This window comes from Sulfurimonas sediminis, from assembly GCF_014905115.1.
In the GTDB taxonomy this organism is placed as follows: Bacteria; Campylobacterota; Campylobacteria; order Campylobacterales; family Sulfurimonadaceae; genus Sulfurimonas; species Sulfurimonas sediminis.
This window is the reverse complement of record NZ_CP041235.1, coordinates 937,211-960,336: the sequence shown is the minus strand read 5'-3', so window position 1 is coordinate 960,336 and position 23,126 is coordinate 937,211. Positions and strand designations below refer to the sequence as shown.

Sequence of the window (23,126 nt, the reverse complement as noted above, 5' to 3'; positions counted from 1 at the left end):
GCTTTGAACTTTGAGGAATTACAGGAGTTGTGGATATATCTCATATCTGCATTATCATGAAAAAGTCGTAGTTGCATCCAAAATCTCAAAAATGAATGAACATTCATATATTAATATATTCTATCTTATATTCCTGTTAAAAACCACGATTAAATTCTATACTCGGATTGGCAAATATATGCAAAATATTTTCTAAAGAGCATCTTTTTTCTTTTTCTTTGGCAATAATTCCCATATTTTTCAAGGTCTGCAAAATAACATTTATATAGTTTTGCCAATGCGACGCAAGAGCCTCGCTCAATGCCACTTCTACCGATATAATATCCTCCGGAACGATGCTGATGACCGTTGTCTCTGCCATTTTTTCACTCATAGAGCAAATTTGCAGCATTTCAGCAATTTCAACTTCATTGGCAGTTTTTTTCACAAGATCTCCGTCTAAAAACTCATCAGTTGTTTTTACACTGATCTCTCCCGTTTTTTTTGTATCATCAGATGCAGTGTTAACTATAATAACTTCATCAAACTCCTGTAAAAGAGGCATAAGTTTAAAACCCAATGTACCTCCGTCTACTATCTCAATTTCGGGTTCAAAATCAAAGTTTTCTTTTAAAAATTTCCCCGCATAAAGTCCTATGCCTTCATCTTTGAAAAAGGCATTACCACTGCCGATAAGTGCTATTTTTTTATTCATAATCATCCTTGCTACTGTTTTGATGGAGAGCGTAAAACGCCTGTCCTAGTGATATGCCACTGTCATTGACCGGTACTTTTGATGCTATAGTATATGCAATACTGTTTTTCTCAAACATTGCAATAACTCTCTTTAGCAAGTCAGCATTTTGAAATACACCTCCGCTTAAGACTACTCTTTTGTTTGGAAACTGTAAACTAATCTGTAATATTATGTCTGCCAAGGCATTTATAAATTTTCCAGCGATAAGCTCTTTTTTTTCTTCATTTAAAACACTTTTTATAAGATTTTTACAACTGATATAGTCATTTTTTAACTCAAATTTATACTTCTTTTTTGTCTGAAATTCACAGGAGAGACTCTCCAAAACCATACCACTCTCTCCTTCATATTGTAAGGGTTCTAAAAAACCACTCAAAGCATAGAGCGCATCAAAAAGCCTGCCTACTGAAGTGGTTTTGACAGAATTTATTGCTCTTTTTCGCATCAGATAGAGTGTTTGTATCTCCTGTTTTTCAAATGATGCAACAAAGTCATTTTGCATGCTGTATATCTCTTCAAGAGAAAAAATCTCAAACAAAAGCGAAAGAGCAACTCTTCTAGGCTCTTTAATCGCTTTTTCACCCCCTATCAATAAAAACTCTTCTAAATGGTATACTCGTCTGTAGTTGTAGTTTGTCGCTAAAATCACTTCACCACCCCACAATACTCCATCGTCACCATAACCGGTACCATCAAAACAAAAAGCCAAAACCTCTTCATCAAGATTATACTCTGCCATTGTACTGAGGGCATGAGCATAATGATGTTGTACCTGTATCAATTCACATTGAGGATTTTTTTGTATGTACTTTTTTGCCCATTTAGTTGTTTCATACTTTGGATGTTTGTCACATACAACTACATCGGCTTTAAAATTATAAAACCTTTGAAAAGTCTCTATAGTTCTTTCAAAATACTCCATAGAATCAACTGTATTTAGATCTCCAATATATGGTGACATCACTATATTTCCGTTAAACGCTAAAGTAACAGTACTTTTTTGTTGTGCACCCAGGGCCAAAATATTTTTACTCTTTTTTATCTTTGTGGTAAAACTAAGTGGAGCAAAGCCTCTAGCCAAACGCAGTGTCATATTTTGATTTGCTACATGCATCATCACACTGTCATCGCATCCGTTGACTATATCTCGGTTATGATTGAGTGAAACACCTACAACAAGAGGTAACTTTTGAAAAAGCTCTCTTTGATCTTTGATAATCGGCTCATCACTCAAATTTGCACTCGTAGCCACAATGGGGCTTTTGAGCTTTTTTAAAATAAGCTCGTGAAGTGGAGTATAAGGTAGAAAAACTCCTATTGTATTGATATTTGGCGCAATATATTTACAAAGAAGATTTTGATTCTTTTTCTTTTTTGCTAAAACAATGGGTCTCTCTTTTGAAAGAAGCAGTTCTTTTTCTCTTTTTGAAACAGTACAAACCTTTTGTATATCTTGTATAGTCTCAAACATTACAGCCAGTGGTTTAGTTGGCCTGTGTTTGTTAATTCTTAACAACATAACAGCTTTTTCATTCGTTGCATCACATATAAGATGAAATCCACCCAAGCCTTTTACGGCAACTGTTTTTCCTTCTCTTATGCAATCACAAATTTTTTCTATTGCCTCCGCATCTTTTGCGCTACATTCATCCATCAAAGAGACAAGTTCTATCTTTGGTCCACATGCATAGCATGAAATTGGCTGGGCATGATAACGCCGATTTGTCGGATCTTCATACTCTTTCCTACATTCATCACACATTTCAAAGCTTTTCATTGATGTGTTTTTTCTATCATAAGGAAGATGCTCAACAATCGTATATCTCGGTCCACAGTTGATACAGTTTATAAACGGATACATGTAACGGCGGTTTTTTGAGTCAAACATTTCGCGTTTACACTCATCACACATTGCAATATCAGGACTCAGCATAGTAAGGGGAGTATTGTATTGAGAGTTAACAATAACAAACTCATCATCAAATTTTAGTTCTATAGCTTCACTGCTACAAGCATCAATCCTGCTAAGTGGCGGTGGGGAAGTTTCTATATTTTGTATAAAGTTGATGATATTTTCATTCTCTCCCTCTACTTCAATCACTACACCACTGCCGTCATTGAATACAAACCCAGATAGCTTGTATTTTTTCGCCAGGGTATAGATAAAGGGTCTAAAACCGACACCTTGAACGACACCGCTGACTTTCATTTTTTTTCTACAAATAGACTCCGCCGACAACAGCATTCTCCTTGCCAATTGAATAATTCTTGTTCATAAGAGGGGGAGACATTTTCAGGTTTCTTTGCATTCTTGAAAAGAGTGACTGGTTTGAAAAGTGTGTTCCACAGAGTATAATGTGTTTGGCTTTTGTCTTGGCTTTGAGTTCTTGTAAAATATCATTAAAGTAGTCCCCAAAACTCTCAAAAATCGAATACGCAAGAATTGAGGTACTTACATCAGCCAACTGGTAAGAGATGATACTAGAGAGAAAAGCTGCATGGTCAAAACGGTTATCACTTACATGCGTATCAATTTGGATGCCACCTTTTCCCACAAACTTCATCGCTTCATTGACAACGCCCCGCATCGATTCATCTTCAATGCCAAGTAAAATTGCCACTGCCTCAAAAAGCTTTACATCTTTTTTTTCTTGCAAATGAAGCAGTTTTTCATAAATAAGGGGCATGTTTTTTTCTAAATTTACGACAAGTCTGTCAGACCCTTCTCTGAGGTTTTTTATATCTTCTATGATGTTTTTACCATCAAATGCTTTTGGAGGCACAACTCTAAGAACATTTTTGCCGTCATAATATAAAAAAGAAGGCTCTTCATCAAAATAGGCTCCGACACATTTTTGTCCAAAAACCTCGTGTTCTGCAATTACAGACATAAAGGAAGCCTCTTCAGGCATAAAAATATGCTGATTTGAATGATACACTTCTTCTGTACCCTCTATAACATTTACTCTCTCTACATGTAAAGAGTCGAAATGTTCCATCTTCTCAAAAAACATCTGATCTTCTTTGGCAAACCCGATATATTCGTCAGCAATAGACAAAACATTTCGTTTTTTCAAATTATGTGAGGGAAAAGAGACTCTCTCTCCCTGAGCAATAAAAGAAACATCTTTATTTAAGAAAATTCGCATGTCGTTTTGCGGTGTTATTTCCAGATCATAATCCATTAGTATATCAGCCTCACAGGCAGCATCCGCATCTTCATAGGCAATGAAATCTACTCCGAGTTTTTGCAATTCCGCTCCCAGCAAAATACAAAACCCGTCATCAGGATACTTTACATAGGCGGTATTGCGTCCAAGCTTTTCTTTAAGCGCTTCATTTTTAAGCGTTACATGTAAGAGCGGCCGCTCAATACCAAGTAGAGCATTAAACTCCTCTGTAATCAAGGAGAGGTGGTCTGTTATTTTTGTCGCATTTATCATCATAAGTATAGAATCATTGTGCATTGTGGCCGTTGTATAAAAAAGACGGTACCCCATTGTCGTTTTTATAAGCAGTTTTTTCTCATCTTTGAGTGCTTTTGCCGCCACCTCAAACATCGTACGAAAACTTCCTGCATCATTGGCATAGCGTTCACTCGATTTGTTTACAAGACGTACCGGTACACCACACTCCTGGCAGCTGTTAATATGATGTGATTCTCTAAAACCGGCACTTTGCATCTCTACTTTACACGATTCACAGGGAACAACAAATTTCATAGAAGTGTTTTTTCGCTCATAGGGATAGGTATTTAGAAAACTGTAATTACCCCCGCAACAGCTACATGAGGTAAATGGGTAGTAATACCTGCGTGAACTTACATCAAACATCTCTTTTTGACAGGAGGGACATAGTCCTAAATTTAAAGGATATTCATTCTTTAATTCTATGCTTGAAGAGACTTCTTCCTCATTTTTATAACTTTTAGAAGATTTTAAGAAGATAGAAGCCGGCAGTTTTTGTGCAATTGTATCAAGACACGCTTGTAAATTTCCATGTTCTGATGCAAAAGCACAAATGATTTTTCCCTCTCTTTGCGATATGTCTGCAACAATATCATAAGTTTTTACAATAGATACGATTGTATTATAAAGATAGTTTTGAGAAGATGTTGTGTGTAATTCCAAGATGAATGCCATTGAATGCCTTTTAAATGATTTTTCTGTGTCAGAAAGAAGCGCTATGCTTCTTTCTCTTTAACAAATTTGGTACCGCTGACAACAATACCGATGTCTCCCTCTTTCCAAAATATGGTACGCCATACCTGATAATAGATATGAAATGCCACCCAGGAAAGGATAAACCACATAGTCATATGATGCACAATACGCACATCCATAATATTTGTTCCCGTTGCCGTTGAACCAATCATCCATGATGAAACCGGCAGGGTCCAGTCTGTCACCAAATGCAACATCCAGGGCCACCATGATCCGATAGAACTCAACCCGGATTCAAGCCCGTGTACATAGAGTTGCAGTCCGGTCAAAAGCATCCATGCAAGCATTAAGTGAAACAGCAAAAAGAAAACAGTATTGAAACTGTCACTATGGGTAGAGTCAAACTTTTTACGGCGGTTCAACATAACAAGGTTTATGATTACCTCAAAAAATTCCTTGATGTTTCCTGCCGTCGGAATTATCTTTTTATATGGCTTTTCAAATCTTGAAAAGAAATAAAGATACGCGATGACAATACTGCTGACATCAAATATGATTGCAATCATAAAATGCACCCATCGGTTCCATGCCATCACATACTTCATAACAGCAGGTTCAGCAATCAGTGTCTGATAATAAGGATGCCCTATATAGAGTCCGGTTATCACCGCACCTACCATGCTGAATGCGACAACCCAGTGGTTGAGTCGCATAAAAGCCGTCATCCTTTTGACTTGTTTGTATTTAGGTTTCATAATTGTTCTCCTTAGATACTGCAACCGGTATCTATTTTATAGACACCGAGTTCCTTACCCTTTGTATCAACAACATGCACTGCACACGCGATACAAGGATCAAAACTATGAATGGTACGAATAATTTCAAGAGGCTGCTCTGGGTCTGCTACTTTTGTACCGATAAGTGCTGCTTCGTATGCTCCCAAACGGCCTTTGTAATCTCGTGGTGCAGCATTCCATGTTGAAGGCACTACTGCCTGATAATTGGAAATTTTTCCGTTTTCTACTCTTACCCAGTGACCGAGTGCTCCACGAGGTGCTTCGGCAAGTCCCATCCCTTTTGTCTTCACACTGACCTTGTCAAAATCAAATTCTGTCCATGTTCGCAAATCTCCGCTTGCTGCATTTGCAGCCAACTCATCTACCCACTCAACCATGACATCAGCCATCAGTTCAGTCTCAATTGCACGGGCGGCTGTACGTCCGACTGTACTGAAAAGTACCGCCGTCGGTAAATTACCGCGTTTGAGGAAGTTTGTTACGTATTTTGTAATACGCTCATCTTTTTTGGCAACACCGACAACCATACGCGCCAAAGGTCCGACTTCAACACGGGTATCATTGTAAATCGGTGACTTGATCCAGGAGTATTTTTCATTAGTTTTAAGGTAGGCTATGCCATCCTCTTTTTTATCAAGTCCGGTATATTCAGGAATGGTTGTACCATCATACGGATGTTCGGGTTTTCCTGTACCTGCATACCATGAATGTGTGACATCTTCTGCAATTTTTTGCGGATCAACATCTTCAACTTTTGACAAATCGCCGCCATAGACAATCCCACTAGGAAAAAGTGTTTTTGCTTTGTAAAAACCGGTATCATCAAGTCTGAAATCCCCATAGGTCATATAGTTTAGCAGACCTCCGCCGGTTCCACCGACACCTTTGCCCTGCATAAGTTCAGTAAATGTCGCTTTTGAGTCCGTTGCCTCATCGGCATACATTGTTCCGGCCATATAAACATCCGGAAGGTAGGCCTGCTTGACAAACTTTGTGGTATCTTGTAAAAGCTGTTTAAACAAAGCAATTCTTGCAGGGTTTTGAATATCCTGCACACAGGTCACCCCACCGACAACAATAGACTGCGGATGCGGATTTTTCCCGCCAAAAATAGCCTGCATTTTTGCCATATCTCTTTGAATATCAAGAGCTTTTAAGTAGTGTGCAACACCAATAAGATTTTGTTCAGGTGTAAGCTTATAGTGCTTATTACCCCAGTAACCATTTCCAAAGATTCCAAGACGACCCTGCTTTACAAATTTAGCAACACGATCTTGAATCTCTTTAAAGGATGTCCCACCAGCGATAAAAGGTGCTGTACCTGCTACACCTGCCCATTTTTCTGCTTCTTTTGCCGCTTTTTTCGGATCTGCCGAGAGTGCTGAAACAACATCCACAAAATCAAGTGCATGCAGGTGGTAAAAGTGCACCAAATGGTCATGCATATAAAGCGCCCCTTGAATAAGGTTACGCACCAAACGCGCATTTTTAGGAATGGTAATATCAAAAGCATCTTCTACAGCTTCAATACTTCTCTGATAATGCGTTCCCGTACAAACACCACAAATACGCATGGCCAACAATCCCGCATCGCGTGGATCACGCCCTTTTAAAATTGTCTCAATCCCTCTAAAGAGTGTTGAGGAAGCATACGCATCTACAATTGTATTGTTCTCATCTATAATTGCCTCTATTCTTAAATGACCCTCGATTCTTGTTATAGGGTCAACTACTATATGTTTCTTTGCCATTATGCTTCTCCTCCATCTTCTTTCTTCCCTGCTACTGCACTGGCCACTGCATGAATACCTATACCGATACCCGCTGCGGTCAAGAGTCCCAAACCAAACTCATCAACAGTTTTTTCCACACCGCCGGTAGGTGCTTTTATTTTCGCATCTGCCATTGGTCTCTCGTATGCATATTTATCCCAGAAATCCGGTTCTGAACAACCGATACATCCACGACCTACACCAACAGGCCAGTTTACACCCTCGTTATATCTTACTATAGAACAGTTGTTGAATGTCATTGGACCTTTACAGCCGACTTTATAGAGACAAAAGTTGTTTTTTGCACCCTCGTCACCCCACTCTTCCACATATTCACCTGCATCAAAGTGTGCACGACGCTCACAGTTGTCATGAATTCTATATCCAAAAGCAAACTTCGGACGAAGCAGTGAATCCAGTTCCGGAACCTGTCCGGTTAAGATGTAGTGCAAAATAACTCCTACCATATTTGCAGGATTGGCAGGACAGGCAGGAATATTGATAAGAGGTTTGCCCTGTATAACATCCATCACACCAACTGCACCTGTCGGATTTGGAGCAGCCGCAGGAACTCCTCCAAAAGTCGCACAGCTTCCAACTGCAACAACAGCAGCTGCATGTTTTGCTACACGCAACAGGTGGTCATGCATAGTCTCACCGCTTGCACCTATAGTTCCAAACTGTCCGTTCATACCAAGAGGTACCGCTCCCTCTACAAACAGAAGGTATTTGTCTTTAAAAGTCTCCATCGCATCTTCAAGCTGTTTTTCAGCCTGATGTCCTGAAGCAGCCTGAAGTGTTTCGTGAAACTCCAAAGAGATAATATCAAGTACAATTTCATCAATTTGTGGTCCATCTGAACGTAGTAGTGCCTCTGAATTTCCTGCGCAGTCTGAGAGTTCCAGCCAGATAACAGGCGCTCTGTTCATAAGCAGCGCAGCGTCAGCTACAAGCGGAGTAAAAGAAGCCGGAAGCATAAGCATACCGGTTACTGCACTTGCCCACTTTAAAAAATCCCTTCTCTCGATTCCCTGCATCTCCAAAACATCAGTAATGTCCAGTCTGTTATTTATCGGTTGTTGCGTTTTTAACTCTTCAATACGGGCCTGACACTTTTCAAACAGCTTTTCATAATAAGCATCCCCTTTATTTGTCTCAACGCGTGCACTTTTTGATGTAAAGAGTTTTTTTACACCTTCAATTCTATCCGCCATAGCTGACTCCTTCTCTATTTATGAATAATCATTCACATATTACAAAAGAATAACTTAAACAAATATAAGAATTTTTAAATTAAACTAAATTTGTTTTTTTCCTATATTGTTTTGGAACTAAACTAGTGAGTAGTACACACAGAACAGACATCAAAGGTACGAAATATAAATTTTGCATCTGCCTGTGAGCAATGCAGCATTGCCTGTTGTGCGGGGGAAGGGTTTTCTTTTGTGCCGCTTGCTATATTGTACTGTGTCGGAGTGATGATTTTGTAAGACTTTATAATACCCTCTTTTATTTGCACTCTGTGAATTAACGGCCCTCTGGGTGCTTCCACAACCCCTTCTCCTATTCCTGAGATGTTTTTAAGCGCAATAGTCTCTATGCAGGATACTTCACTGATATCTATCTCATCTAAAAGTTTTTTACAAAACGCAAGAAGGTGTGCAGTTTCATAAATACGCGCCATAACACGGGTATAGGCACTGTCTTTAAATCTTCTGTGCATATTTTTTATGAGTTTGAACTCTTTTGCCATGCAACGTGCAAGGGGACCTGTTTCATAAAACTGCTTTTTATAAAGAGCATTTTTCGCGTAACTTTTCTCATCCGGCGCATAGGCATCTTGGGTATCTATATATTTTGAAACTACCTTGAAAAGCTTTGTCCCTTTTACTTTTGCAGCATGGGAAAACTCATGAGTACCCAGACTTAAAAAAGCATCTTTGGCATGACCTTTTTTCTGCATTCCCAAATCTATCAATAAATGCTCTATTTTTGCAAAATCACTCTCAAGCGATGCAAAATCTTTACATGATTCAAAAGATAAAAACTCCTCAACACTCACTCCTAAAGTCTCTGTTTCAAAATACTCTGTCAGTTTTTGCAAATGACTTTTTGCCTTTGTAAGGTCCACGTAGGTAAAATCACTTGTAATCCCTCCGGGAACCATATAAGAAGAGTGTGGCCACTGTCCGGCAAAAATTGCCAGAATTTTTGTTGCCAAAGAAGCACCATAGGCACCTTTAAGAGGAGTATTGAGCAGTTCTTTTGATCCGCAAAGTTCTTTGAGATGCGGGACAAGCACCAAATAAATCCATTTCAGATGGTTTTGAATAAGTTCCAAAACAAGAGTAAGTTCTCGTACCTTTGATGCTTTTTGTGTTATATTTACAGTAAAGCCACTGTTTTTATAAGCATCTTCTATGGCTCTCACACTTGCCAAAACATGAGAATGTCCGCAAATACCGCATACTCTTGGAGTAATCACCAAAGCATCCATAGCATTTTTGCCTTCAAGCATCTTTTCCATACCTCTGAAATGAGGAAAGGCTATGGTTACAAAATCGACGAGATTGTCTTTCATATCAAAATAGAGTGAGGCTTCACCCTCTATCTGCTCAAGTATTGTTTTTGTAATCAATCAAAGGCTCCTCAAGTCGTTTTATATGGAATGTTTTTGCAATACCTGTTACAGTCAGGTAAGCTCTCTTTGGTACACCGACAGGAGCATCTGCCGGTATGGACATATTTGTTTTTGTCTCAAAAAAATTTGTTCTTGGAAAGTCACTCTCTGTACAGCCAAAACAGGGTGTTCCCGATCTTGTTTTGGAATTTACACCATTCCAGAGAATTGTATTGCATGATCCGTGTGTCATCGGTGCGCGACAACCCTGCTTGTAAAACAGGCAGCCTTCCTTTTGACCAAAATGGTTCACATCCACTTTCCATTCAAAATATTCGTTTCGTGTGCAGCCGTGATGCACCAGGGAGCTGTAAAGTTCCTGTGGTCTGTGTTCTTCATCAAGAACAATCTTGCGTCTGTCAATAATCATATTCAATGTAAAACCCAGCCACTCCGGATGAACCGGACATCCGGATAAGTTAATAATTTTTTCATTATATTCCTGCAGCGGACCATTTTTATCGTTTTCATTAAAAAGTATACCGGAATTTGTCTGGGGAGAAGTCGCCTTGAATATGCCGCCAAAACTGGCACAGGTACCGACTGCTATAATGTATTTGGCATTTTTTGCATAATGGCGAAGTATTTTGTCTACAAAAACACCTGCCCTTTTTAAAGACGGATCATATGCCCCTTCAAATATCAAAACATCACAGCCTGTTTTACACTCCGCCATTTCACTTAAAGCGTATTTTGCAGGTAAAAGAGGATGGTGTAAAAACTCTATCTTTTCTAACAGTTCGCCTAGGTAATCCAGATTTAAAAAAGAGTGAGCATTCCCGTTACATGTAAGGCCCTGCAGCCAAAAAACTTTTAATTTATGTTCTTGTTTTGAGTGCATTATAAATGTTCTCAGAAATTGACTGTTTATAATCATCCAATGGTTCAGGAAGAATTTTTTCACCGTAAAGAAATACCATACCACCCAAATAGCCCATAAAAAGCCCAAAAGCTGAGAAGAAATCCTGATCATGCAGCTCACCTGAAGCCACACCGTTTTCAAAAAATATCATCATTTCCGTAATAAAAGGAGAAACACATATCATTCCCTCGCATCCGTCTTTAAAAACTTCTCTATTTGAGAGGTAGACACGTAAAAAATACTCTATCATCTCCGGTCTCTCTTTGGCCGTATCAAAATACATGGAGACAATTTTTTCAATTTTTTCCTGGGTGCGTATATCACTCTCATTGATACAACGGATATTTTTCCCAAGATATTCTGATATATACATAATGAGTTCTTTTGCCAGAATATCTTTTGAACTAAAATAGTTGTAAAAGTTACCGACACTCATACCGACTTTTTTCGCTATGTCAGGAATGGTTGTAATATAAAATCCGTTTTCAGAAAAAAGTTCCAGTGCCGCAGAAATTATTCCGTTTTTACGCTCTTCTTTTGTTGCTCTTGCCATACTCTTCCCAATAATTATATTTTCTGATTATAGCACCTTATCAGTGTAAGTGCAAAAATTATCTACCTAAATCAGCCTAAAAAGTAACGTATAGAAGCAAAGCCGTAGACATTTGTTTCACTTATCGCATCAATCTGCTCTTGCGTGACAATCCCGCCAAGGGCAAAAATTTTGACATCTGTCATCCCCGCTATACTCTGTAAATCCTGCACACCTTTGGGTTCCCCTTTACCCGGAGACGAAAATACAGGGCTATACGTCACATAATCAGCTCCCATCGCCTCGGCTACATGTACTTCATCATGCGTATGTGTACTGATGATGACTTCAAGTCCCAGTTCTTTTGCTTTTTCAATGTCATCAAACTGTTGTGATGTCAAATGCACGCCATCTGCACCCAATTCCTTAGCCAAGTTATATTCTTGGTGCAAAAACACCTTGAGTTCGTGTAAGGGTTTGCACATTTGCACAAAATTTTGTGCTTCTGTTGCATAATTTTTATTTTCTTTGTCACGGTACAGGGCAAAATCCGGCCTATGTTTTCTGAGTTGAAAATACGAAGGTGTGGATGTTATAAGATACTTTTTCATTATTTTTTCAACAAAGGATTTTGAAAATCTATTTTCTGCACATCCACATTTTTTGCATAACGCTCTGCCATTGCACTGACATGATAGTCAAGTCTGTCAAGCAGATAAAGCTCGGGTTTTGTATATTTTGCTTTTGCTTCTTGTATATAATTTTGCAAAAATGCCAAAGCCTTTGTTTCATCTTCAAACTTTATGTCGGCTATCATCTTTTGTATCACTTCATATTCATCCCCGCAGGCAGACAAAAAATCATAACTTAAATCCATAGTTTTAAGGTTGTGATGTGCTTTGGAAAATGCAAAATGATTATAGAGCATACAGCCTACAAAATATTCAATATCCGAGGGTTCATATTCGGAGTATTGGTTTGCTTCGTCTGCAAAATGTTTATGCCAGATATTTAAAATTTCTTCTATTTTTTTATCCATTTTCTCTCTCTGTTTTTTTGCGTATTATACTCAAGTATGATAAACTTAGGCTATGATAAAATTAAACAATGCCTCTTCCAAGCAGTTACATGTAATCCTGCCAAATACCAACAAAGCTTTGGCGGAGGTTTTAAAAAGTGTTTCTCCACAGGAGTTGCAGAGACTCAGTAAAGCAAAAGATTTGGGTTCTGTTTTGGATGCCCTGCTTAAACAGTCTCTTCATGCAGACACCAAACAAAACCAACTCTTGCTTGATTTGTTGAAAAACAATCCGACACTGAAAAATCTGACAAATACAAATGCAACACTCAAAGAGCTTCTACACACCTTAAGACAGAACAAAACCTCACTGCCTTTGGAAAAAACACTTGAAAAAATTTTGACAAACATCCAAGACATACATCCAAAAGATCTCAAAACAAAACTCAAAAATTCCGGTATTTTTTTAGAAGCAAACATCAAAAACGCAACAAACCCAAAAGAGGTTTTTGCATCCGATCTTAAAGCAGTTTTACTCAAAGTACATGAAGAACTCAGTAATTCTGCACAGCCAAACAAACAAGAAATTCTCAAAGCTATAGACAAACTCCTGCTTCAGATTGACTACAACCAACTCATCTCACACCTTCAAAATTCTGCATCACTCTACATTCCTTATCGCTGGGATGCACTCGAAGAAGGCAATATAACGCTTAAAAATGCAAAAAACAAGAAATTTTTTTGCGACATTCATCTCCAGTTAAAAGAGTACGGTGAACTTGACTTACGATTGGCACTTTTTGAAGAAAATCAACTGAGTATAAATATCAGTACTAAAAATGAAACACTCAAGTCTCTTTTGCAAAACAATATGCCAAGCCTCAAAAAACAGCTATTACATGTAAATATAGTGCCAAAAGACATCCGTTTTACACAGACAGAGCAAAACAAATATGAAAAGCAGGTAAATGATGATTTGGAGATGGGTTTTGAGGTAAAAGTATGAAAACAAAAGCCGTCGCACTCAAATATGACAAAGAAAAAAACCAGGCCCCCCTGGTCAGCGCCAAAGGTGAAGGAAAAACGGCACAAAAAATCATCCAACTCGCCAAAGAAAACGGTGTACCGCTTAAAAAAGATGAAGACTTGGTAGAACTTTTGTCTAAAGTGGAATTGGACAAAGAAGTTCCACCGCAAATGTACAAAGCAATTGCCGAAGTTTTTAGCTTTATTTATTCAGTTACAAGAGACAAATAAAAACTATACATACCTAACCCATAGGGTATAAAATTTCCTGATGCACTTTGTCACAGGCGTCAAGCACTTCCTGTGAAAGTTCTAAATCCATTGCCGCCAAACTCGCATCAAGTTGTGCTGATTGTGTGGCACCTATAATAGTGGATGCGACAAAAGAGAACTGTTTGGACCAGGCAATCGCCATAGTTACCGGGTCAAGCCCTGCATCATGTGCTATTTTTAAATATTTTTGCGTCGAGACAAGCGTCTTGTCATTTAAAAATCTTTGTGCCATGGCTCTTTGTCTTGCATTTTTTGACTGTACATACGTTGCAAATCTTCCTGTTGTATTATTTGTCTGATTGTATTTGCCGCTCAAGACTCCGCCTGCAAGTGGTGAATACGGTAAAAGCGAAATCTGTTCTTTTTCACAAAGCACAGCAAGTTCATCCAAAAATCTTCGATTTAAAAGAGAAAAATTGTTTTGAATAGACTCAAATCGGGCATATCCTTTGAATTCGCTTGTCATCAGTGCTTTTGAAGTACCATATGCCGTATCGTTGGACGTTCCGATATAACGTACCTTGCCGCTTTTCACAAGCCTGTCGAAAGCTTTAAGACTCTCCTCAATCGGCACTATGGTATCCGGCCAGTGCATCTGGTACAAATCTATATAGTCAGTACCCAAACGTTTGAGACTTCCCTCAACCGCCCTCTCAATATGAAAACTGTCTATCGCTGTCAGTCCGTGACGAACAGGCGGAACAAACCAACCGTTTGCAGCCCCTGCAACCTTTGTAGCAAGTATAATGCTCTCACGCGGTTTTGTTTTGAGCCATCGTCCTACTATTTCTTCCGTTATACCGGCTAGTTTTGCAGAGGGAGGAACAGGATACAACTCTGCCGTATCAAAAAAATTCACCCCCGCATCATACGCTTTGTCCATAATTTCAAAAGCTACTTTTTCATCAGGTGTCTGCGTTCCAAAGGTCATAGTTCCAAGACATATCGGGCTTACTCGTAAACCTGTTTTTCCTATATATCTGAACTGCATTACTTTAATTCTCCCCAATTATCGCCAATATTCAAACTTGCTTTTAACGGTATATTTAACTCTACAATATGATCCATAATATCTCTAAATCTATTACCAAGTTCATCAGCCACTTTTTCATCGACTTCAAAAATCAGTTCATCGTGGATTTGTAACAGCATTTTTGCCGGCAGTTTTTCCTCATTAATAACAGTATGGATTTTATTCATACTGAGTTTTATAATATCACTCACACTTCCCTGAAAAACAGTATTGACCGCTTCTCTTTCATAGGCTGCTCTGTACATCGGTGTTGCATTTTCATAGTCAAAATAGCGTCTGCGTTTGAGCAGTGTTTCTACATATCCTTGCTGCTTTGAAAGTTCTACTATGGAGCGAAAATAATTTTTCACCGTTGGGAAAGATGTAAAATACTTCTCGATAATTGCTTTTGCCTCTTTGGTTGTAATGCCCAGAGTATCTGAGAGTTTTTTCTGTCCCATTCCGTAAAGCAGTCCAAAATTTACCGTTTTGGCTATATTTCTTTTTGCCGGTGCTTCTTCTTCGCCAAACAAAACTACAGCAGTCTGTAAGTGAATATCTTTGTCATGCATAAAAGCATCCACCAAAACAGGATCCTGTGAAAAGTGTGCCAAAAGGCGCAGTTCCATCTGTGAGTAATCAATACCTATAAGTTTTTTACCCTCACCGGCTACAAATGCTCTACGGATTTTTGCACCAAGTGGTGTTCTTGTCGGAATATTTTGAAGATTCGGATTCTTTGAGCTCAATCTTCCTGTTGCCGTTCCGGTTTGCACAAAAGAGGTATGAATTCTATGGCGTTCATCTTCATCTGCCAGTTTTAAGAGCGGATCTATATAGGTAGAGTAGAGTTTATGTACTTCACGATACTCCAGTAGTTTTGGAATGACGGGATGTTTCTCTTTTAAGGAACTGAGCACTTTTTCATCTGTAGAGTAGCCTGTTTTTGTCTTTTTTCCCACAGGAAGTTCGAGTTTTTCAAAAAGTATTTTTCCCAACTGCTGTGTTGAATTAATGTTAAACTCACTTCCCACAAGTTCATAAATACTTTTTGTCAGATGTTCCAGTGTCTCTTTTACCTCAACCAAAAACTTCTCCAAAAAGGCTGTGTCTACTTCTATGCCCTCTTCTTCCATTTTCAAAAGCGTATGAATAAACGGAATTTCAACTCTTTTTGCCTCTTCTATGAGGTGTGTCGCATCCTGGAGTTCCAGTTTTTGTAAAAAGAGTTTATAGAGTTTTCGTGTTATAAAAGCATCTTCTGCGGCATATACACAGGCATCATCAAGTTCCACGGTAGAAAAATTTTCTCCTTTTTTTACCGTATCTTTAAAATGCACCATTTCATGCCCTAAGAGTTTGTCAGAAAGTTTGTCAAGACTTAAAGCCGATTCAGGATTAATCAGCCATGCCAAAATCATACTGTCACAATATATAGGCAACTCTTTTTCGTCTAAAAAACGTGTGACAAAATGCAAATCAAATTTTATGTTGTGACCGACTACACGAGAGTTAAAAATACGACGCATGGCACTTTTTGCAACCTCTTTGCTTACCTGATCGGCAACACCCAAATAAAAATGCCCAAAAGGCACATAATAGGCCTCTTCATCATTAAAAGAGAAACTAAAACCTACAAGCTTGTGTTTTATATAGTCAAGCCCTGTTGTCTCAGTATCAAAAGCAACGAGTGTCTCTGCATCAAGTTTGTCCAGCACTGCATTGAGCTCTTTTTCATCTGTTAAAAGAGTTGCTTTAAAATCCAGTTTTGAAGCTTTTTCTTCACACGATTGCTGAAGTTTTTTTGCGCTCTCCTGACGCTCAGGACTTACCATATTTTTTGCATGTAATGTTCTGAGTATTGCATTTTGTTCATATTTGACAAGTTCATCATAAATATTTAAAAATGGATTTTCAATATCCATTTTATACTCTTCAAAATCAAAATCTTTACAGTCAAAAACATCAGGATGCAGAGTCACAAGCTCTTTTGACATATACGCCTGTTCTTTTGACTCAAGCAGTTTTTTTTGCGTTGCTCCTTTGATTTCGTCTATATGAGCATAAATATTGTCAAGTGACCCATACTCTTTGAGAAGTTTTTCGGCACCGACTTTGCCTATACCTTTAACGCCCGGAACATTATCTGCACTATCTCCGAGGATGGACTGATAGTCTATAAACTGTTTTGGAGTCACGCCATATTTATCATAACAGTCTTTTTCATTAATATACTTTCTTTTAATCGCATCAACTAAAACAACATTGTCATCATCTATCAGTTGACACAAATCCTTGTCATGAGACACTATACGTACTTTATACCCTTTTTCTTTTGCACACTTTACGAGAGTAGCAATAATATCATCTGCTTCAAACCCACTCTTGCCAAGTGTTTTGTATCCCATCTTGTTTATCCATTCTATGGCTACAGGAAGTTGCTGTGTCAGTTCCGGCGGAGGAGCACTGCGGTTTGCTTTGTAGTTGACATCTATTTCATTTCTAAAGGTATCCCCTTTGAAATCTATGGCAAAAATTATATAATCACTGTCATGTTCTTTTTGCAGGGTTGCTATAAAGTTTGTAAAGCCTGTCAAAAGTCCGGTCGGAAAACCATCCTTTGTGCGTAAATGCTGAGGGAGTGCGTAAAAACTCCGAAAGAAAAATCCGAATGTGTCTATAACTGTAACTGTTTTACTCATGAAGAAACCTCTGCAGCATCAAGCATATCATTGATTGTCTCTTGCAGTATGCTCGCATCGCAACCGCTGTCTTTGGCACGTTTGAGTCCAAAATTCATTGCCTGCTCGGACAAAGGACTATTAACAGGAATGACAGTCTTGACTATATTCAAAGCAGTAGCATACTCCTGTACCTCTTCCGGTGCACTCAAAGGATTGTCCGCATAACGAATCATCTCCACAAATTCTTTTTCAAAACCCCAGTGCTCAAAGATTTTTGCTGTTACCTGAGAACTTGTCACTTCTACATATGCTTTTTCCAGCTCTGCCAAATTGTTTGAATGCTCTGCTTCTGATTGAAAACTCACACCTTCATCTTCCTGGATTACATCACTTGCTATGAGAATTTTTCCGGTTTCTTGCAAAAATGCAGCCAAATACAATGTATCAGCCTTTTGTTTATCTATTTTTGTATACCATTTACGCATAAGCGTTGCCTGCATACTGGAGATTTCTGCAAATTTTTCACTTGTTACTCCGTAAGGTTGCATATCTACATTTAAAAGTTTACGAACAGAATTTCCAAGCGCAATAGAGCGTGTCATACTCATACCAAAAAGTGAAACAGCCTGTGCAACACTTTTAATCTCTCTCCCAAACCCATACAAAGGAGAATTGGCATGTTTAAGTAAATTGGCAACTATCATAGGATCACGTTCCACAACCTTGACCAAGTCACCGACACCGGCCTCTTCATCCGCATAAACCCGGTTAATATCAATAATGGTTTTTGAAAGAGGAGGAAGCGATTTTATACTCTCAATTATTGAGCTCTTCATAAAATAAGCCTTTATTTTTCTTTTATTATAACATATTGTGCTAAAATGTTTTTAGAGCGAATACAACAAGGTTCTTGGAATGGAAACATATGATGATAATTTAAGCGGATTGACACAAGAAGAAGTACAAAAACGCCTGGAAAAATACGGCTACAATGAATTAAATGAAAAAGAAGAGAGTTGGCTGCATCGACTTTTACGGCGATTTTGGGGACCTATTCCGTGGATGATTGAAACGGCTGCTGTTCTTTCTGCCATTGCACGCAGGTGGGAAGATTTTGCTGTCATCTTGTTTATGCTGCTTGTCAATGCTTTTGTTGATTTTTATCAAGAGTCAAAAGCATTGAGTGCCATTGCCGTTTTAAAGAAAAAACTGGCAAGAAAAGCACTTGTTTTGCGTGAGGGAAGATGGCAGAGTATTGATGCAAAAGAGCTTGTACCCGATGATATTATCAAAGTAAAAATAGGAGATGTTGTTCCGGCAGACTGTAAACTCCTGGGCGGAGGAGAGTTTCTGCAGGTTGACCAGTCTGCACTGACAGGAGAATCTCTGCCTGTCAACAAACAGGCCGAGGATGATCTTTATGCCAATGCCATTATCAAACAGGGTGAAATGACAGCACGTGTAACAGCTACTGGAATTAACACCTACTTTGGCAAAACGGTCGGTCTTGTCGCTAAGGCTGAAAAAGAGGAGCAGGGACATTTCCAAAAAATGGTTATCAAAGTGGGAGATTTTCTCATTGCTGTGACCGTTGTCCTTATAGGGATTATCATCTGGCATGGAATCTCCAGAGGCGAACCGCTTTTGGACCTGCTGATATTTGCGCTTATTTTAACCATTTCGGCGATTCCTGTGGCAATGCCTGCAGTTTTGACAGTGACTATGGCACTCGGTGCCAGAGTCCTGGCAACCAAAGAGGCCATTGTTACCAAACTCTCGGCCATTGAAGAAGCAGCCGGCATGGACATTTTGTGTTCAGATAAAACAGGTACGCTCACGCAAAACATTATGAGTCTTGCCAAGCCGTATCTTGTCGGAGACTTTACTCAAGAGCAGCTGCTGCTTTATGCTGCATATGCCAGCAAAAAAGAGAATGAAGACCCGATAGAAAAGCCGATTTTTGACTATATTGAGGCGCATAACCTCAGCAAAGAACTTCAAAAATCAAAGATGAAAAAGTTCATCCCTTTTGATCCGGTACATAAAAAAACAGAAGGCGTCTTTGAGGATGGATTCATTTATACCAAAGGGGCTCCTCAGGTTATTATAGAGTTATGTGATGAAAAAGAGTTTGATAAAAAAGAAGCCTACAAAAAGGTAGATGATTTTGCACAAAAAGGATTTCGAACACTTGGTGTGGCCTATAAAAAATGCGAAGAGGATCTCTACCATTTTGCCGGACTCATTCCGCTTTTTGATCCTCCGAGAGAGGACTCCAAGGAAGCCATAGCCGAAGCAAATGCAAAAGGTGTGGCGGTGAAAATGGTTACCGGCGACAATATCGCTGTTGCAAAATATATTGCCGGTATTTTAAATATCGGACAAGATATAGAAAACATCAAAGAGCTCAAAGGACAGAGTACAAAAGAGTACATCTATCTTTCAGAAATCATCGTACGTTCAATATTGAAAACTTTGCAAAAAGATGCGGACAAAGAGGAAATCAAAAAAGAGGTAGCCCAGATAGTCGAAGAAGTGCAAAAAGAGCTTGATGCACAGCCGCTTCCTGAGGGAACTGTCCGTCAGCATGAGAGTGAAATTGTCAAAATCATTGAAAATGCCGACGGTTTTGCACAGGTTTTTCCAGAAGACAAATACTTTATAGTAGACAAGCTTCAAAAAGCAGACCATATTGTCGGTATGACCGGTGACGGTGTCAATGATGCCCCTGCACTTAAAAAAGCCGACTGCGGTATTGCGGTAAGCGGTGCGACTGATGCCGCGCGGGCAGCAGCAGATATTGTGCTTATGGCTCCGGGTTTACATGTAATTGTAGATGCGATTGAGCAGGCACGTATAGTATTTGAGAGAATGAAAAGCTATGTTGTTTACCGTATAGCAGAAACCATTCGTATTTTGGCATTTATGACACTGGCTATTGTGGTGTTTGATTTTTATCCAATTACTGCGATTATGATTATTCTTTTGGCACTGCTCAATGATATTCCCATTATGGCAATTGCTTATGACAACACAAAAGTGGAAGAAAAACCGGTACGATGGGATATGAAAATCGTCTTTATTCTCTCGAGTTGGCTTGGAGTTGCCGGAGTGCTCAGCTCTTTTACCATCTTTTATATCACAATGGTCTATTTGAAATCACATCCCGATACGGCAATGTTCCTGCCCGAAGTTCCCTCATGGATTGATATGCATGATGATAAATCATTTTTGGGATTTGTCCAGACACTCTTCTTTGTCAAGCTTATTCTCGCCGGGCATTATACGATTTTTAACACCCGTATAGCTGACTGGTTCTTTAAAAAGCCCTATCCCTCATGGCCGCTTTTCCTGGCATCTTTTTTGACAGCACTCATCGGCACGGCCATAGGTCTGTACAGTTTTGGACTCATGACCAGAATCAACTGGCAATGGGCCCTCTTTTTATGGGGCTATGTAAGTGTATGGTTTGTGTTTAATGATATGGTCAAACGCATAGTTGTTCGATATTATGAAAAACGCTATGGAGAGGAGGCGCTGTAATGAAAAAAAAAGAATATAATGAAGAACTTTACAGGCTTCAGGTTGAACTTGTAAAATTTCAAAAAGAAGTTATTAAAAAAAACCTAAAAGTATGTATAATTTTTGAAGGTCGTGACGCTGCAGGAAAAGATGGTATGATAAAACGTTTTACCGAGCATTTAAGTCCTCGTGATGCCAGAGTGGTTGCACTTGGCAAACCAAGCGATATTGATAAAAAATCATGGTATTTTCAAAGATATGTCCCGGAACTCCCCATCGGTGGAGAAATGGTCTTTTTTAACCGCAGTTGGTACAACAGAGCCGGCGTGGAAAAAGTCATGAATTTTTGTACACAAAAGGAGTATGAAAATTTTATGAAAGAGGTAGGTAATTTTGAGCACCTCTTAGTCAATGCCGAAATGATTTTTATCAAGTATTATCTTGATATTTCAAAAGAAGAACAGGAAAAACGCCTCAAAGAGAGAAAAAAAGACCCTCTCAAGCAGTGGAAGCTCAGCCCGATTGACGAACAGGCACAAAAACACTGGAAAGCCTACTCAAATGCACGCGATGAGATGTTTAACAAAACCTCCTTTGTCTTTGCCCCCTGGTATGTTGTCCACAGTGATGACAAAAAAGCAGCACGAATCAATACCCTCAAACATTTTTTATCACAGGTTGATTATAAAGACAAGAACAAAGAGTGTTTACGCTTTGATCACAATGTCGTATGCCTTTTTGATGAGAGCTGTTATACAAAAGGATTGATTTATAAATGAGTTTAAATATTGATTTGGTACATTTTCTGGTTGTCACTGTTTTTAGCTTTTTGGTCGGACTCGAAGTCAAATCATACAGAAAACAGCATATCACTTCCAAAACAGAAAATCTTTTCTTTGGAGATGTACGCACCTACAGTTTTGTAGGAATTTTAGGCTTTGTTTTATTTGCGGTTGATTCGAGTCTGCATATTCTGTATGCGGGAGGGTTTTTATCAATTACACTCTTGTATGCCCTGCTCTATCAAAAAAATCTTCAAGAAAACCAACGCAGTATCCTGCTCTATATTGTCATGCTTTTAGTCTACTCTTTTGGCGCACTTATTCAGACACAGGCATTGTGGATGACAGCCCTGCTGTATGTCAGTATTGTTTTTATTCTAAATGTCAACAAAGAAGTTGAGAAGTTTACACAAGAGATCAATATCAGTGAATTTGAAACATTAAGTAAAATGATACTCCTCTCTGTCGTCATCCTGCCTCTGCTTCCCGATACAAAAATCATTCCCTACATTCCTCTTTCTCCTTTTAAAATCTGGCTGGCTGTTGTGGTGATTTCGGGCATCAGTTACGGTGGTTATATATTGCAAAAATATTTTTTCCCCTCCAAAGGCTACTACCTTACAGGAATATTTGGCGGCTCTTACTCTTCGACTGCGACAACTGTTGTACTGGCAAGAAAAGCAAAACAGCTGCAAGGGTATGCCGTCATAGATGCAGCGATTATTTCAGCAACCTCGGTGATGTATCTGCGTCTCATTGTCATTGCCTTGATTTTTAATATTGAGATTGGGAAAAGTCTGCTTTTTCCTTTTATACTCCTGGCACTTACAGGATTTCTGATTTCTCTGTTTTATTTGAAAAGCGGACAAAAAACCCAGGAAAATGTTGAAATTGTCGACCACAACCCTTTGGAACTCAAAACTGCTTTTTTGTTTGCCTTTTTGTTTGTTGCCATGATTGTCATTACCCATTTTGTGACGAAGCATTACGGAACATCAGGACTGGAAATACTCTCTTTTTTAGTCGGTTTTACCGATATTGATCCCTTTATTCTCTCTATACTGACAGGCAAGTTCTCTATCGAGGACACCCAGACAACTGCCGCTATAATGATAGCCGCAGGAAGCAACAACCTGCTTAAAGCTATTTATGCTTTATGGTTTGGTACAATAAAAAATACCTATAAATCGGCACTGTGGATTTCTCTCTTAGGTGTTATTACCATCGTATGGGGACTCTATTTTGAACATATATTTTAAGGAATTGT

Annotated in this window: 19 protein-coding genes; 5 read left to right on the top strand and 14 right to left on the bottom strand. The window is 38.9% G+C overall.

Features of this window, described 5'->3' with window-relative positions; genetic code table 11:
- Window positions 1-136: 136 nt before the first annotated feature.
- The 11 genes from FJR45_RS05160 to FJR45_RS05110 form a co-directional block, all read right to left on the bottom strand.
- Entirely contained in the window at window positions 137-694 is a 558-nt protein-coding gene (locus FJR45_RS05160) for a hydrogenase maturation protease (RefSeq protein WP_193151652.1), read from the bottom strand.
- Window positions 687-2,945, bottom strand: coding sequence for a carbamoyltransferase HypF (gene hypF / locus FJR45_RS05155; protein ID WP_226966484.1), 2,259 nt, complete (start codon window positions 2,943-2,945; stop codon window positions 687-689). Before hypF ends, FJR45_RS05160 begins: the two co-directional genes overlap by 8 nt.
- 7 nt (window positions 2,946-2,952) lie before the next feature.
- Complete coding sequence (locus tag FJR45_RS05150) at window positions 2,953-4,878, bottom strand: Kae1-like domain-containing protein (protein WP_193151650.1); 1,926 nt, start codon at window positions 4,876-4,878, stop codon at window positions 2,953-2,955.
- A 41-nt stretch (window positions 4,879-4,919) separates the two neighbouring features.
- The gene (locus tag FJR45_RS05145) at window positions 4,920-5,654 is read right to left on the bottom strand and encodes a cytochrome b/b6 domain-containing protein (protein ID WP_193151649.1); all 735 of its coding nucleotides are present in this window, start codon (window positions 5,652-5,654) and stop codon (window positions 4,920-4,922) included.
- An 11-nt stretch (window positions 5,655-5,665) separates the two neighbouring features.
- Window positions 5,666-7,447, bottom strand: a complete 1,782-nt coding sequence (locus FJR45_RS05140) for a nickel-dependent hydrogenase large subunit (RefSeq protein ID WP_193151648.1) — start codon at window positions 7,445-7,447, stop codon at window positions 5,666-5,668.
- Window positions 7,447-8,682, bottom strand: a complete 1,236-nt coding sequence (locus FJR45_RS05135) for a hydrogenase small subunit (RefSeq protein WP_193151647.1) — start codon at window positions 8,680-8,682, stop codon at window positions 7,447-7,449. The genes FJR45_RS05140 and FJR45_RS05135 overlap by 1 nt, the downstream gene beginning before the upstream one ends.
- Before the next feature lie 122 nt (window positions 8,683-8,804).
- The gene (locus FJR45_RS05130) at window positions 8,805-10,106 is read right to left on the bottom strand and encodes a nickel-dependent hydrogenase large subunit (RefSeq protein WP_193151646.1); all 1,302 of its coding nucleotides are present in this window, start codon (window positions 10,104-10,106) and stop codon (window positions 8,805-8,807) included.
- Complete coding sequence (locus tag FJR45_RS05125) at window positions 10,084-10,989, bottom strand: NADH-quinone oxidoreductase subunit B family protein (RefSeq protein ID WP_193151645.1); 906 nt, start codon at window positions 10,987-10,989, stop codon at window positions 10,084-10,086. The genes FJR45_RS05130 and FJR45_RS05125 overlap by 23 nt, the downstream gene beginning before the upstream one ends.
- Window positions 10,967-11,563, bottom strand: a complete 597-nt coding sequence (locus FJR45_RS05120) for a TetR/AcrR family transcriptional regulator (protein WP_193151644.1) — start codon at window positions 11,561-11,563, stop codon at window positions 10,967-10,969. The genes FJR45_RS05125 and FJR45_RS05120 overlap by 23 nt, the downstream gene beginning before the upstream one ends.
- 71 nt (window positions 11,564-11,634) lie before the next feature.
- A complete protein-coding gene (locus tag FJR45_RS05115; RefSeq protein ID WP_193151643.1) occupies window positions 11,635-12,153 on the bottom strand; it encodes a thiamine phosphate synthase in 519 nt (172 codons plus the stop codon).
- On the bottom strand, window positions 12,153-12,581 hold the full coding sequence (locus FJR45_RS05110; protein WP_193151642.1) for a hypothetical protein: 429 nt from the start codon (window positions 12,579-12,581) through the stop codon (window positions 12,153-12,155). Before FJR45_RS05110 ends, FJR45_RS05115 begins: the two co-directional genes overlap by 1 nt.
- Window positions 12,582-12,633: 52 nt before the next feature.
- On the opposite strand from FJR45_RS05110, the gene fliK reads away from it, so the two are divergent.
- Both fliK and FJR45_RS05100 read left to right on the top strand, forming a co-directional pair.
- Window positions 12,634-13,566, top strand: a complete 933-nt coding sequence (gene fliK, locus FJR45_RS05105; RefSeq protein ID WP_193151641.1) for a flagellar hook-length control protein FliK — start codon at window positions 12,634-12,636, stop codon at window positions 13,564-13,566.
- Window positions 13,563-13,817, top strand: a complete 255-nt coding sequence (locus tag FJR45_RS05100) for an EscU/YscU/HrcU family type III secretion system export apparatus switch protein (RefSeq protein WP_193151640.1) — start codon at window positions 13,563-13,565, stop codon at window positions 13,815-13,817. Before fliK ends, FJR45_RS05100 begins: the two co-directional genes overlap by 4 nt.
- Window positions 13,818-13,830: 13 nt before the next feature.
- Here FJR45_RS05100 and FJR45_RS05095 read toward each other — a convergent pair whose 3' ends face one another.
- The 3 genes from FJR45_RS05095 to FJR45_RS05085 are packed head-to-tail and all read right to left on the bottom strand — an operon-like array spanning window position 13,831 to window position 18,391.
- Window positions 13,831-14,850 (bottom strand): aldo/keto reductase, encoded by a 1,020-nt coding sequence (locus FJR45_RS05095; protein ID WP_193151639.1) that lies wholly within the window; start codon window positions 14,848-14,850, stop codon window positions 13,831-13,833.
- Window positions 14,850-17,573: a DNA polymerase I gene (polA, locus tag FJR45_RS05090; protein ID WP_193151638.1), complete on the bottom strand. Its 2,724-nt coding sequence runs from the start codon at window positions 17,571-17,573 to the stop codon at window positions 14,850-14,852. Before polA ends, FJR45_RS05095 begins: the two co-directional genes overlap by 1 nt.
- On the bottom strand, window positions 17,570-18,391 hold the full coding sequence (locus FJR45_RS05085; RefSeq protein ID WP_193151637.1) for an HDOD domain-containing protein: 822 nt from the start codon (window positions 18,389-18,391) through the stop codon (window positions 17,570-17,572). The genes polA and FJR45_RS05085 overlap by 4 nt, the downstream gene beginning before the upstream one ends.
- A 79-nt stretch (window positions 18,392-18,470) precedes the next feature.
- Between FJR45_RS05085 and FJR45_RS05080 the strand changes: the two genes are divergently transcribed.
- Genes FJR45_RS05080 through FJR45_RS05070 form a run of 3 tightly spaced genes read left to right on the top strand, consistent with a single transcriptional unit; the run spans window position 18,471 to window position 23,118 of the window.
- Window positions 18,471-21,098, top strand: a complete 2,628-nt coding sequence (locus FJR45_RS05080) for a plasma-membrane proton-efflux P-type ATPase (protein ID WP_193151636.1) — start codon at window positions 18,471-18,473, stop codon at window positions 21,096-21,098.
- Complete coding sequence (gene ppk2, locus FJR45_RS05075) at window positions 21,098-21,856, top strand: polyphosphate kinase 2 (protein ID WP_193151635.1); 759 nt, start codon at window positions 21,098-21,100, stop codon at window positions 21,854-21,856. The genes FJR45_RS05080 and ppk2 overlap by 1 nt, the downstream gene beginning before the upstream one ends.
- Complete coding sequence (locus FJR45_RS05070) at window positions 21,853-23,118, top strand: MgtC/SapB family protein (RefSeq protein ID WP_193151634.1); 1,266 nt, start codon at window positions 21,853-21,855, stop codon at window positions 23,116-23,118. The genes ppk2 and FJR45_RS05070 overlap by 4 nt, the downstream gene beginning before the upstream one ends.
- Window positions 23,119-23,126 lie beyond the last annotated feature (8 nt).